This is a genomic window from Tenacibaculum sp. UWU-22, from assembly GCF_041021355.1.
Lineage (GTDB): Bacteria > Bacteroidota > Bacteroidia > Flavobacteriales > Flavobacteriaceae > Polaribacter.
In genome coordinates this window covers 221,123-234,960 of the sequence record NZ_JBFNGP010000004.1, presented here as the reverse complement: position 1 = coordinate 234,960, position 13,838 = coordinate 221,123, and the positions used below count along the sequence as shown (strand labels likewise).

The following is a 13,838-nucleotide window of genomic DNA, read 5'->3' as shown; positions in this document are numbered from 1 at the left end:
AAATATTGCCTATTTTTACCGTGTTTTTTTTAATGCTATAAATTACTTAAATATTGAAAAATAACGAATCTATTTTAACCCTTGCAAAAAAAACAATTTTGTTAGAAAGCAAAAGTATTGCTAATTTAACAAATTTAATTGATAGTGATTTTGAAGAAACTGTAAAAGTTATCTTAAAATCTCAAGGGAGAATAATTGTAACAGGTATAGGTAAAAGTGCTAATATTGCGGCTAAAATTGTTGCGACGTTTAATTCTACAGGCACTCCAGCTATTTTTATGCATGCTGCAGATGCTATCCATGGCGATTTAGGAATTATACAAAAAGACGATGTTGTTATTTGTATATCAAAAAGTGGTAATACTCCTGAAATTAAAGTTTTGGTACCTTTAATAAAACGCTCTAGCAACAAGCTAATTGCCATTACAGGAAACCCAGAATCTTTTTTAGCTAAAAATGCTGATTTTACGCTTAATACTTATGTAGAAAAAGAGGCGTGCCCAAATAATTTAGCTCCGACAACTAGTACAACAGCTCAGCTTGTAATGGGAGATGCTTTAGCGGTTTGTTTATTAAAAATAAAAGGGTTTACCAGCGATGATTTTGCAAAATATCACCCTGGAGGAGCTTTAGGTAAACGTTTGTATTTAAGGGTTTCTGATTTAGTTGAAAATAATGAGAAACCTCAAGTGCTACCAACTGATAAAATAACAAAAGTTATTATAGAGATATCAGAAAAAAGGTTAGGGGTTACTGCAGTTATTGATGCAGAAGGTAAAATTGCAGGTATTATTACTGATGGAGATATTCGTAGAATGTTAAGTAAAACTACCGAAATTAATAGCTTAACAGCACAAGATGTAATGAGTACAAACCCCAAAACAATTAATGTACATGCTATGGCTGTAGATGCTTTACAAACCTTAGAAAGTAATGATATTACACAAATTTTAGTAGTAGATGATGATAAAAATTATGTAGGGGTAGTGCATTTTCATGATTTAATCAAAGAAGGAATTTTTTAAAAAAAAACCGTTTAATTTTTATTGTATTAGACTTAATTTATTTGAATGAAACAACCCGAAAAAGAAATGTCTTTTTTAGATCATCTAGAAGAACTAAGATGGCATTTGGTTCGTAGTTTTGGAGCCATATTTATAATAGGTATTTTAATTTTTATATTTCAAACCACTGTATTTGACGATTTTTTGTTGGCACATTTAAAACCCGATTTTGTTACGTACAAATTTTTTTGTAAAACCTTTACTTATATCGGAATTGACAGTAGTTTTTGTGATGTACATTTTAATCAAAAGCTGTTAAGTTTAAATCCTACCCAGCAATTAATGACGGCTATTTGGGTTTCTTTAATTTTAGGTTTTATTATTGCTTTTCCCTATATTTTATGGGAGATTTGGCGTTTTATAGCACCAGGCTTACATAGTGCGGAGCGAAAAAATTCAAGAGGTTTTTTGTTAGCCTCTTCGTTTTTATTTTTCTTAGGAGCTTTGTTTAGTTATTTTGTAATTATACCGATGTCGGTTTATTTTTTTTACAACTATAAAATTAGTGATGCCGTGGTAAACAACTTCAAACTAGACGCTTACATTAATTTGGTAACCAATACGATGTTGGGGGTAGCCTTGTTTTTTGAATTACCAGTAGTCGTATTTTTTCTTTCAAAAATAGGTTTAATTACTCCTGAATTTTTAAAAAAATATCGTAAACATGCTTTAGTGGTTGTTTTAATTGTGGCGGCTGTTATTACACCACCTGATGTAGCAAGTCAAGTAATTGTTTCGATACCTATTATGATTTTGTACGAAGTAAGTATATACATTTCTAAAATTGTTACTAAAAAGCAAGAACAAAATATATCAAAAGTACCTAAGGTTTAACCTGTTTAAGGAGTTTTAAAAAGAAAACATTATAATACCTTTAACAAGGTTTTAAGTAAACAATTGTTTACTTTTACTCGGTGTTTAACTGTTTTTTTAGATAATGTAATAAAACAGTTTATTTAAGCGAAGTAAATTTTTATGATTTTAAAAGCCAATAATATACAGAAGATATATCGTACTCGAAAAGTAGTAAAAGGTATATCGCTTCAAGTAAAACAAGGTGAAATTGTTGGGCTGTTAGGGCCTAACGGAGCAGGAAAAACCACTTCTTTTTACATGATTGTAGGTATGATTAAATCTAACGGAGGTACTATTTTTTTAAATGATGACGATATTACAAGTGACGCAATGTATAAACGTGCTCAAAAAGGAATTGGTTATTTAGCTCAAGAAGCCTCTGTTTTTAGAAAATTATCGGTAGAAGATAATATTATGGCTGTTTTAGAATTTACCAATAGAACTAAAACCGAAAAAAAAGCACGCTTAGAGGAGTTAATAGATGAGTTTAAAATTGGGCATGTACGTAAAAATAGGGGTGATTTACTTTCAGGGGGTGAGCGTAGAAGAACAGAAATAGCACGTTGTTTAGCTTCTGACCCCAATTTTATTTTATTAGATGAACCTTTTGCGGGTGTCGACCCAATTGCGGTTGAAGATATACAAAGTATTGTAGCGCATTTAAAAAATAAAAATATAGGTATTTTAATTACCGACCATAATGTACAAGAAACTTTGGCAATTACTGATAGAACCTACTTAATGTATAACGGAAGTATTTTAAAGGAGGGTACCCCAGAAGAACTTGCTGAAGACGAAACGGTACGAAAAGTATATTTAGGTAAAGATTTTGAGTTGAAAAAGAAAAAGTTTAAATAGCTTTATTTCGTAAAGTATTAATTATTGATAATACTATATACAATAGAATAATAAAAGGAACTGCTACAAACTTTAGTATAAGTAACAATACCAAGCAAAGTGCTAAAAACACATATTTAACTCCATTTTTTTTAAAGGAAAAACCTGTAAATTTTAGTGAAAATAACGATAATTCAGCATTCATTAAAAAGCTAAGAATAATTGTTGTTGTTATTAAAAAATAGGGTCGTTGTACTAGGTTTACAAAAAACATATCAGGCGAATACTCAATAATAAGAGGTAATGAAACAACTAATAAATTCATGGCAGGCGTGGGTAAGCCTATAAAATGATTGGTTTGTCTAGAGTCAATATTAAATTTTGCTAAGCGGTATGCTGCAGCTAAGGTTAATAAAAGGCCTATATAAGGTAGCATGCTACCTGTAGCTCCTTCAGGATCTGTGCCAAAATAACCAACAGCATCTTTATCAATACTATTTATTAATAATTGTAACATAACAATGCCAGGAACTACACCGCTAGTAACCATATCAGCCAAAGAGTCTAACTGTTTACCTAACTCACTATGTACATGAAGTAATCGAGCTGTAAAACCATCAAAAAAATCAAAAACAATACCCAAGGCAACCAATATAGCTGTAGCCTCAAAATCGCCTTTAATGGCAAAAATAATAGCGACAGTACCACAAAAAAGATTTGCAAAAGTTAGTAAATTAGGTAATTGTTTTTTTAAGTTCATTTTGGTCAGATTTTATACGAAAGTATAAAAACGCTTGTTATTTTTCAAATTTTTTAAATTTCGTTTCGGTAAGTTACTTAATAAATTTAAATGGATTGTTTTTTTTATGAATAGAAATCTATTTTTTCTATGCTTTTAGATAATAATAAAGCCGTGAAATTTTTCACGGCTTATGGAGTTTTAGTGAGAGGTGGGGTATATATTAAGCATAATTTAATGTTTTTTCAGCCTCTATTGCTTTAGGAAACAATATGTTGTTTTCTAAATGAATGTGTAAGTGTAAATCTTCTTCAAACTCTTTAAGCATTGCAAAAGCAACTTTATATGTGGTACACGCATCAGCAGGCGGAGTATAATCGTTACTCAATGTAGCTATTTTTCTAAATCGTTCTCCTTCGTTGTCATGTTCGTGCATCATCATTTTTATAGGGTTTTCTACTGTTCCGAAATGAGGGCGGTCAAGTTGTTTTCCATTTTTCATTGCTCTGATAAAAGGAAATAAGATAAATTCTTCTTTTTGCATATGATGAAGCAATTCATGGGCAGATGCGGTAAACAATTGTTCAATTTCAATTAACTCAAGATGACGCTGACCATGTACTTTTGCTATTTTTCTTAAGTAGGCTTGAAGTTCAGGAATTTTGTTTTCAACATATCTGTGGTGTTTTTTTTCGATATAGTCGGCAAGTAAATCACTGTCCCACGAAGCAAAATTGGTTGTCGAATTATCTTGTTTTTTAGCTGATTCGTTTAATTCTTCAATTAATTTAGTGGCGTCAAGTTGTTTGTTTTCGCATACTTGGTCAATAGTTCTATTTCCTTTGCAACAAAAATCAATTTTATGTTGTTTAAAAACAGTTGCTGTTCGGTAGTCTTCTGCAACCAATTCTCCTACGATACTTTTTGCTGTAATATTCATTTTTTTTAAATTTTATAGTATATTATGTTTAGTTGTTTTATAATATTGGATAAATTTATCCGATTTTAAATTAATTTTTTTTATCTTTTTAAAAACACAACTCCTTTTTGTAATCCATTTGCTAGTTCAGCAACGGTAGTGGTGGTTAACATTGTTTTCAAATCGTCTCGAATGGCTTTAAATTTAAAATGAATGGGACATGGTTTTTGTTCGTTACATTGTTGTAAGCCTAATCCACAACCATTATATATTTTATCTCCGTCTATTGCCTCTATAATTTGATGAAGTGTGATTTTTGTTAGTTCTTTTTCAGATATTTCATAACCTCCTGTTATTCCTTTAGATGAAATTATAACATGATTGTTGGCTAATGATTGTAATATTTTTGCTGTAAAAGCAACAGGTGAATCAATCGCTTTGGCAACTTCTTTCAAATTTACGCGTTTTCCTTGTTGTGATTCATGAGAAATATGAATGACAGCCCTAATTGCATATTCACACGCTTTTGAAAACATATTTATTTCTTTTTTTCAGGCAAAGATACTATATTTTTAATAAATCAGACAAATTTGTCTGAAATAAAAGAAAAATTGTAAAGTATAACTTTATAGTCCAACAAACTAAGTTGTAAGCTGATGGGTGGTTGTTTTTAAACAACTGAAATACTGTTTTTTTATGTAATAAAAAGTTTTGAATTAGTTAGTTTCGAGTTGAGTATATTTGAAAACGTAACGTATATTTATCAATCGCGGGTTGTTAAATTTATTTATATTTCTAGGTAAATGCATTTGTTTTTGGTATTTACTCATTAAAATAGCCTGTTTTTTTAAAAGCCAAAACGATACTGTAACCCAATTAGTACAAAATCATTTCCACTTCCTTTTCCAAATTCTCCTCTAAAGGTTAGTTCTGGATTAATTTCATAGTTGAAACCAAAATTAACACTCCAATGATTAATTATATCTTTTCTAATGGAATAGTTTACTTGCGATTCCATAAGTGAATTAAAGGCCGTTCGTATTTCTTTAAGAGAGTTGTTTTTGTTTTGTAGAATGATAATCTGTATTTTATCTTTCGGATTATTAGGGTCTAGTTGATCAATTTCATCGTTATTTGCTTGTATTTGTTGATTGATGGCTGTAGTTACTTTATTACTTAGATTAGGCATCGCTTTTTGCATTAATATAGAGCCATTATTGTTCTGATGATCTAAGAACCCACGATACATAGCTCCGATATATAAAGCTATCATCATACCATTATTAAAACGAATACGATTACCCAATCGAGTAGAAATGACACCAAAAACAACTCTCTTTGTTAATAAATCGGAGTGTGACCATGTTGTATTTCCGTCTAATGAAAAGAAAAGTGTTTTATAAATGGGGGTTACTATGGTAGAGCCAATTCCATATGAATTGGAAGAAAAATTTACTTTGCTATATACATTAGGTACTGATAGAACTAAGTTACCATCTTTATTATACCAACGGGGTTCTAACGAAACTTCAGTGCTACCTTGATTATTTGAGTAGATGCCGTAAATATTCCAAAAGGGGAGTACCCATACGTCAGCTCTAAGGTTCATTCCATTTGCTTTAGCTATAGTTTTGTTAAAATGGAGATTATCTAAGGTAACATATTTAGTTATTAGTTGATTTAGTTTAGAATTTGGGTCGTCGCCAATGAGCATGTTAAATCTGGTAATTTCCAAATCCATTCGATTGTATACATAGTTTACATTCAATCCATATGGTAATTGAATTTTATATCCTTTAGCAGCGGCTTTTTTTCCCCAGATAGGCATTTTATATGGCCAATCGTATCCTTCTGTGTTTTTTGTTTGAGAAAAAGTAACTGTATAGATTAATAGTAAAATAATGGTAAAAATTTGTTTCATAATACATAACTTATTTTTTATCAATTTATCAATTTGTTTAGTACAGTTAATTAATAATTGATTGTTAGAGTAATGTGTTGCGTTTTCTAATTCTAGTTTATTATATCTCATTTAACCTTAATTAAGTTTATAGGTATTTCTTAAAATAATTACATTGCTTTGTACACGGGTTCTCCTTCTTTAATGGTTTCGTTTATTTTGATTGTATGAATCGTTAAAGGGGCCACTTTAAGAGGGTTTTGGTCTAAAATCACGAAATCTGCTAATTTACCAACCGAAAGAGTCCCTTTACTATTTTCTTCAAAATATTGGTTGGCAGCCCATATCGTTAAGGCTTGTAAACCTTCATATACGGTAATTCTCTGGTTAGGACCTAATACATACCCGCTTCGTGTCACTCTATTTACTGGAGCATCTAACACACGCATAGAACTTGGGGGAATCACTGGAGCATCATGATGGGAAGTGATATTAATACCTGCATCAATAGCATCTCTACAAGGGGAAATATAGTCAGCACGTGGATGTCCTAAAACCGATTCCAAATGCCAATCACCCCAATAGAAGGTATGCGACGGATAATAGGAAACAAAAAGTCTGTTTTTAGCAACCCTTTGTACTTGATCTTTTCGCATGGTTTGTCCGTGAATAATTACTGTGCGAGGGTCGTCGTAGCCAAATTCTTTTTGGGCGGCTTCTACCGCATTGATATATTGATCCATCGCAGCATCACCATTGTTATGACAAAGTATTTGCCAGTGGTTTTTGTAAGCTGTTTTTACATACTCTTCTACTTCTTCGTCCGTATGTTGTGGAAACCCCCTATAGTCGGCATGTTGTCCATGTGGAGGGTGAAAGTAGGGCTTGGTAAGCCAAGCAGTTTTTCCTTGCGGAGAACCATCTAACGATAGTTTTACTCCCCCTACACGATAATGATTGTAATAGGTATGGTCTGCTTTGTAATACTTGCCTTCCGCAGCTTGTTGATTCCATACAATATCAGGATAAGCTACTACATCAAGGTATAATTCGTTTGCCTCCGCAGCATTTTCCAAAGCTCCTGTTTGGTCTGGAGTACTTCTACCATCTTGTACAGTAGTATATCCATTGGAAGCATATAATTTAAGTGCAGCTAATACCGACTTTTTCTTTACTTCATCGTCTGTTTTTGCAGTATTTATGGGTAAAAAGAATTGAAAATAGGCCTCTTCTTCTAATACTCCATTGGGAGAGCCATCATCCTCTCTTTGAATATGCCCTCCTTTAGGGTCTGGGGTGTCTTTGGTATAACCAGAAGCTTCTATCCCTTTTGAGTTAAAAGCGGCTAAATGACCCGATTGGTGCATAAATATTACAGGGTATTCGGTAGTGATTTTATCTAACACCTCTTTGGTTGGATGCGTTTTTTCATCCAATTGAGAGTCGTCATACCCATTGGCTACTACCCAACCGTATTTTTGTATGATAAATTTTCCGTTATCGGTTTCCATCCAATCTTTTACGGTTTGTACCAATTCGTCAAAATTCTTTCCTGGACCATCTGGTGGGGGCATTACATTGGCAAATAGAGTGGTTTGTCCTGCACTTACAAAGTGTCCGTGTCCATCTACAAAGCCCGGAAGCATTGTTTTGCCATGTAGGTTTTTCTTAGTGGCATTGGGGTATTTTTTCTCGGCGGTTTTCAAATCGCCAACAAAAACGATTTTGCCTTCTTGTTGTACTACCGCTTCTACATATTGAGGTTCTTCTCCTTCCATGGTGATAATATCTCCATTATGGAAGAGAGTTTGTCGTAATACATAGGGTTCTGCGGTTGCTATTTGTTTTTTATTCCCACCACAGGCAATAAGCAATAGTAAAGTGGTAAGAATTATTAATAATTTTTTCATGAGTTAGGGTTTTTGCAATGATTTGTGGTTTAGATGTTATTTGGTATTTATATTATTTTAAAATAATTTTTACTCAATTGAAAATCGGATAGTTCCAAAGGAGCTATCCGATTTTATAAAAACTCCGAAAAAGGAGCTCCCCCAATCTTTATTGCTCATCCTTTATTTTGTTTGTGTTAAAAGGAATTACTTACTACTTTTATATACTGTTTTTCCCTCTTTGATAGTTTCAGAAACGGTGATAGTATGTAATTTCAATGGATCTACCTTAAAAGGGTTTTGGTTTAAAATAACCAAATCTGCCAGTTTACCCACCGATAAAGTACCTTTGCGGTGTTCTTCAAAATATTGATTGGCAGCCCAAATTGTCAAGGATTGCATACCTTCATAGACGGTAATGCGTTGGTCTGGACCAAGAACATACCCACTACGTGTGACTCTATTTACGGGTGCATCTACCATCCTCATCGCATTGGGTGGAACTACAGGTGCATCACTATGAGATGTGATATTTATACCCGCATCAATGGCATCACGACAAGGAGAAATATAATCGGCACGTGGATGTCCTAATACTGACTCTAAATGCCAATCGCCCCAATAAAATGTATGTGCAGGATAAAAAGTAATATATACACCATCATCAGCCGCTCGTTGTACTTGCTCTTTACGCATTATTTGTCCATGGACAAGGACCGTTCTCGGATCATCATACCCAAATTCTGCTTGGGCTGCCTCAATCGCTTTTAAGTATTGGTCAGCCGCAGCATCACCATTCGTATGACTAAGTATTTGCCATCGGTTTTTGTAGGCAAGTTTCACTAAGTCAGTTGCCTCTTGGTCTGACATGTGTGGAAACCCTTTATAATCCCTTGATTTTCCAGTAGGAGGTATATGATAGTGCTTAGTTAGCCATGCCGTCTTCCCTTGTGGAGAGCCATCCAAAGAGAGTTTTATTCCTCCTACTCTAAAGTGATTTTTATAGGCGTGATCAGGGTAAATATAAGGTTTAAAATCCTCCACTTTAGTCATATTTATGTCTGGGTAGGCAACTACATCTAAATAGTATTTGTTTTGTTTTGCCAGTGCTGTAAGTACATTTAACTCAATAGGAGAAGATCGACCATCTTGAATGGTAGTATAACCATTTTGTGCGTATTTTTCCTGATTACTTACAGCGGCATCCATTAAGAATTCAGGAGAGAGTTTTCCCATAGCTTGCATTTCAGCTGCAATCGAGGCATTCTCTTCAAGTACACCAGTCAATTCTCCATCAGCCCCCTTCCTTCTATGACCTCCATCTGGATCCTTGCTGTCTTTAGTGAGACCCAACACTTCCATAGCTTTATGATTTATAGAGGTGATGTGCCCTGATTGGTGAATAACCATAACAGGATATTCCGTACTAATTTTATCCAATACATCTGCCGTTGGATGGTCTCGTTCTTCAAGTTGAGAATCATCGTAACCGTTCGCTAAAATCCAACCAGTATGTTTAATAAAATTTTTACCTAAATCGGAATTTTTCCATTCAGTTATAACACGAACAATTTCGTCAAAATTAGTTCCAGGGCCATCAGGAGGAGGCATAATATTAGCCAGCATCCCCATTATGGCATTTTGCACGAAATGACTATGACCATCGATAAACGCTGGAAACATGGTCTTCCCATTGAGGTTTTTCTTAGAGGCTTTAGGGTATTTACTCTCCGCATCTTTTAAGGTGCCTACAAAAGCTATTTTGTCATTGTCTGTAACGATAGCCTCTACGTATTGTGGCTCTTCTCCCTCCATGGTTATGATGTCACCACCATGATATAATTTGATAGCGTTATCATTGGATTCTGTTGTTGAATTCTGTTTTTTATTGCTATTACAAGTGATAAACAATAGTAAAATAGGAAGAATTATTAATAATTTTTTCATGGTTTAGGGTTTTTGTAATGATTAGTAGTTTAGATGTTATTTGGTATTTATATTATTTTAAAATAATTTTTACTCAATTGAAAATAGGGAAGCTCTTTTAGAGCTATCCGGTTTTATAAAAACTCCGAAAAAGGAGCTCCCCAATCTTTATTGCTCATCCTTTCTTTTGTTTGTATTAAAAGGAATTACTTATTTTTTTTATACACGCTTCTCCCTTTTTTGATAGACTCATCTATGGTAATAGTGTGTATTTTTAAAGGATCTACTTTTAATGGATTTTTATCTAAAATTACCAAGTCGGCAACTTTACCCACAGATAATGTTCCTTTTTTGTTTTCTTCAAAATACTGGTTCGCAGCCCATATGGTTAGGGTTCTTAATCCATCAAACACGGTCAATCTTTGGTCTGGGCCTAACACATATCCGCTTCTTGTTACTCTATTTACGGTAGCATCGAGTACACGCATCGAGTTACAAGGTATTACAGGTGAATCGTGGTGCGAAGTAATATTGATACCATATTTATAAACGGCATCGTGGGTAGGAGATATGTAATCAGCTCGAGGGTGACCTAATACCGACTCTACATGCCAATCGCCCCAATAGAAGGTGTGTGCAGGATAAAAGGTAATATAACAACCTAAGTCGGCAGCGGTTTTTAACTGGTCTTCTCTCATCGTTTGTCCATGAACAATTACTGTACGATGATCATCGTAACCAAACTCTTCTTGTGCAGCTTTGATTGAACGCATGTATTGGTCAGTAGCAGCATCTCCATTGGTATGACAAAGTATTTGCCATTTGTTTTTAAAGGCTCTCTTCACATATGCTATAGATTTTTCATCGCTCATAATCGGTCTACCAGCATAGGTATGGTCTTCTCCAGTAGGAGGTGTATGGTAAGCGTGGGTCAACCATGCCGTTTTCCCTTGTGGAGAACCATCTAATGTAAGTTTCACCCCAGCTATTCTAAAATTGTTTACATAAGCTTTATTAGGATAGATATAATCCACTAATTTTTCATCTGGGCTCATAGTCATATCGGGATAGGCGGCTACTTCTACAACAAATTTCTTTTGGTCTGCCATGGCTTTTAACCAAACTAATTCTTGAGGAGCGGTACGTCCATCTTGTACCGTAAGGTAACCATAGCTCATATATTTGTTTTGAACCATCATCGCTTTATCTAGCATAAAATCTGTTGATATCTTGCCAATGACAGTAAGTATGACTGGGATGTTCGCATTTTCTTCTAACACTCCACTCAATTTTCCATCAGGTAATTTACGTCTATGACCTCCTGAAGGGTTAGGGGTGTTTTCATTGAGCCCTAAAACCTCCATAGCCTTATGATTGATAGACGATAGATGACCAGATTGGTGAAGCACTAATACAGGAACATCGGTACTAATTTTGTCTAAAATGTCAGCGGTTGGGTGGTCTTTTTCATCTAATTGAGAATCATCATATCCATTTCCCACTATCCATCCTGTTTCTTTGATAAAAGATTTACCATCATCAGTGTTTTTCCAATCATTCATCACTTGAATTAATTTGTCAAAATTCTTTACCGATCCATCAGGCGGAGGCATAATATTCGCCATCATACTCCCTAAAACGGCTGTTTGCATCATGTGTCCATGTCCGTCAATAAATGCAGGAAGCAAGGTGTGCCCGTAGAGGTTTTTCTTAGAGGCTTTAGGGTATTTACTCTCCGCATCTTTTAAGGTGCCTACAAAAGCTATTTTATCATTGTCTGTAACAATAGCCTCTACGTATTGTGGCTCTTCTCCCTCCATGGTTATGATGTCACCACCATGATATAATTTGATAGCGTTATCATTGGATTCTGCTGTTGGATTCTGTTTTTTATTGCTACTACAAGTGATAAACAGAAAAGATAATGTAATTAATAAGACTGCTTTTTTCATAGTTTTTTTTGATTAATTGGTTTGACATAAAAAAATTTTAATGGTTTCAGTTATCCTTATTTCATAAACATTGTAATAAGGCTTACTATTTTTCAGCTAATTTTTATCAAATATGATTAAACTAGCTTATTTTTTAGTTTGAGTAAAAATTTTCTTTGTAAGTCGATTTATTTTATGCATTCAATTTATTTTCTGTGCACTTACAAAAAGCAATTTTTTCCATTTTTGTTTACTAAATAATTCTTATAGAGCAGGTTCTAGAACTTCTATAACGATTATGTTTTAATTGTAAAAGAATGTTTGAGACTGATTGTCAGATACTGACTGATAAGAAACAATTACCACACTTACAATTAACATTAGTTCTTGTTATATATAGTTTTTTATAATGTTGTTTAACAAACAATCATATCATAAAAAAACACAAACAAAATTAAATTTTATTATAAGTAAAATTTAATTCTATTTTTTGATATATAACTAAAATGTAAGTTGTGTAAATAATAATTGCATAAACTTAATATTTTTTTTTTACATAAACAATAAAAAATATTTTTATAAAACTATTCGTGTTACTTTAAATAAATATGATACGGCGTAACTTGTTTATCGGTAAACAATAAATACATAAAACAAGGGTTATTTTAATTAGAATTAAGATATTTGTTTTTCTAATTTATTTTAAATTGAAAAAAGTCACTTCTTTATTTATACTGTTATTTTCTATTTATATAAATGGGCAAGCTTTTCGTAATTATTCAAACGAATTTTTAAACATAGGGGTAGATGCTGCAGCCTTAGCAATGAGTAAAACAGTAGTAGCTACAACGAATGATGTAAATGCAGTTTATTGGAATCCTGCAGGGTTGTTATCTGTTCAAGACTATCAAGGGGCCTTAATGCATGCATCGTATTTTGCTAATATTGCTAATTATGATTATGCTGCTTTTGCAATGCCGATAGATGAGCAAAGTGCGGTTGGTTTTTCACTTATTAGATTTGGAGTAGATGATATTTTAAATACCACACAACTTATTGATAGCGATGGAAATATAAACTACAATAATATTAGTTTATTTTCTGCCGCCGATTATGCGGTTACCTTTGGTTATGCTCGAAAATCAATTTTTAAGAATATAGCTTTTGGTGCTAATGCAAAAATTATTAGAAGAATTATAGGTGAGTTTGCCACTTCGTGGGGATTTGGTTTTGATGCAGGTATTCAATTTGAACAAAATAGATGGAAATTAGGGCTAATGGTTAGAGATATTACAACCACTTTTAATACTTGGCATATCGATGAGGTTGAATATGAAAAAATTAAAGATGCTGTAGCTAATCAAAATCAAGACTTACCACAAACTACTGAAATTACCAAGCCTAAATTACAATTAGGAGCAGCAAGAATATTTGAACTAGGGCGATTTTTTAACTTACTTGCCGAAGTTGATTTAAACATGCGTTTTGCTAAAACAAACGACATTATTGCTACCGAAATTTTAAGTATTGATCCCGCTTTAGGGTTTCAGTTAAATTATGATAATTTTGCATTTTTGCGAGTTGGAATTGGTAATTTTCAAAACACCACCACATTTAACAATAATAAATCACTTTCGGTACAGCCTAATTTTGGGATTGGATTTAAATATCGAGGAATTCAGCTAGATTATGCCTTAACAAATATTGGAAGTATAGGTAATGCCTTATATTCAAACATTTTTTCTTTAAAAATAGACTATAGTTTCTTTAGACCATAA

At 33.2% G+C, this 13,838-nt stretch carries 11 protein-coding genes; 4 read left to right on the top strand and 7 right to left on the bottom strand.

The window, feature by feature from the left end; translation table 11 throughout:
• The first annotated feature begins 53 nt into the window (after positions 1-53).
• From AB2B44_RS08690 to lptB, 3 genes are all read left to right on the top strand, one after another.
• Positions 54-1,025 carry an SIS domain-containing protein gene (locus AB2B44_RS08690; RefSeq protein WP_369049187.1) on the top strand — a complete coding sequence of 324 codons (972 nt, stop codon included), beginning with the start codon at positions 54-56 and terminating at the stop codon, positions 1,023-1,025.
• A gap of 45 nt (positions 1,026-1,070) precedes the next feature.
• On the top strand, positions 1,071-1,898 hold the full coding sequence (gene tatC, locus AB2B44_RS08685; protein WP_369049186.1) for a twin-arginine translocase subunit TatC: 828 nt from the start codon (positions 1,071-1,073) through the stop codon (positions 1,896-1,898).
• Between the two features lie 141 nt (positions 1,899-2,039).
• Positions 2,040-2,777, top strand: coding sequence for an LPS export ABC transporter ATP-binding protein (gene lptB / locus AB2B44_RS08680; RefSeq protein WP_369049185.1), 738 nt, complete (start codon positions 2,040-2,042; stop codon positions 2,775-2,777).
• On the opposite strand, the gene AB2B44_RS08675 is transcribed toward lptB, so the two are convergent.
• From AB2B44_RS08675 to AB2B44_RS08645, 7 genes are all read right to left on the bottom strand, one after another.
• Positions 2,770-3,516, bottom strand: a complete 747-nt coding sequence (locus tag AB2B44_RS08675) for a phosphatidylcholine/phosphatidylserine synthase (protein WP_369049184.1) — start codon at positions 3,514-3,516, stop codon at positions 2,770-2,772. The two genes, lptB and AB2B44_RS08675, sit on opposite strands and share 8 nt — an antisense overlap.
• Positions 3,517-3,718: 202 nt before the next feature.
• Positions 3,719-4,435, bottom strand: coding sequence for an iron-sulfur cluster repair di-iron protein (gene ric, locus AB2B44_RS08670; RefSeq protein ID WP_369049183.1), 717 nt, complete (start codon positions 4,433-4,435; stop codon positions 3,719-3,721).
• Between the two features lie 80 nt (positions 4,436-4,515).
• Positions 4,516-4,950 carry an Rrf2 family transcriptional regulator gene (locus AB2B44_RS08665; RefSeq protein ID WP_369049182.1) on the bottom strand — a complete coding sequence of 145 codons (435 nt, stop codon included), beginning with the start codon at positions 4,948-4,950 and terminating at the stop codon, positions 4,516-4,518.
• A gap of 311 nt (positions 4,951-5,261) precedes the next feature.
• Positions 5,262-6,446 (bottom strand): hypothetical protein, encoded by a 1,185-nt coding sequence (locus tag AB2B44_RS08660; protein ID WP_369049181.1) that lies wholly within the window; start codon positions 6,444-6,446, stop codon positions 5,262-5,264.
• Between the two features lie 38 nt (positions 6,447-6,484).
• Complete coding sequence (locus tag AB2B44_RS08655; protein WP_369049180.1) at positions 6,485-8,224, bottom strand: amidohydrolase; 1,740 nt, start codon at positions 8,222-8,224, stop codon at positions 6,485-6,487.
• A 186-nt stretch (positions 8,225-8,410) separates the two neighbouring features.
• Positions 8,411-10,150, bottom strand: a complete 1,740-nt coding sequence (locus tag AB2B44_RS08650) for an amidohydrolase (protein ID WP_369049179.1) — start codon at positions 10,148-10,150, stop codon at positions 8,411-8,413.
• A 185-nt stretch (positions 10,151-10,335) separates the two neighbouring features.
• A complete protein-coding gene (locus AB2B44_RS08645) occupies positions 10,336-12,081 on the bottom strand; it encodes an amidohydrolase (protein WP_369049178.1) in 1,746 nt (581 codons plus the stop codon).
• A 686-nt stretch (positions 12,082-12,767) separates the two neighbouring features.
• Between AB2B44_RS08645 and AB2B44_RS08640 the strand changes: the two genes are divergently transcribed.
• Positions 12,768-13,838, top strand: a complete 1,071-nt coding sequence (locus AB2B44_RS08640; protein WP_369049177.1) for a PorV/PorQ family protein — start codon at positions 12,768-12,770, stop codon at positions 13,836-13,838.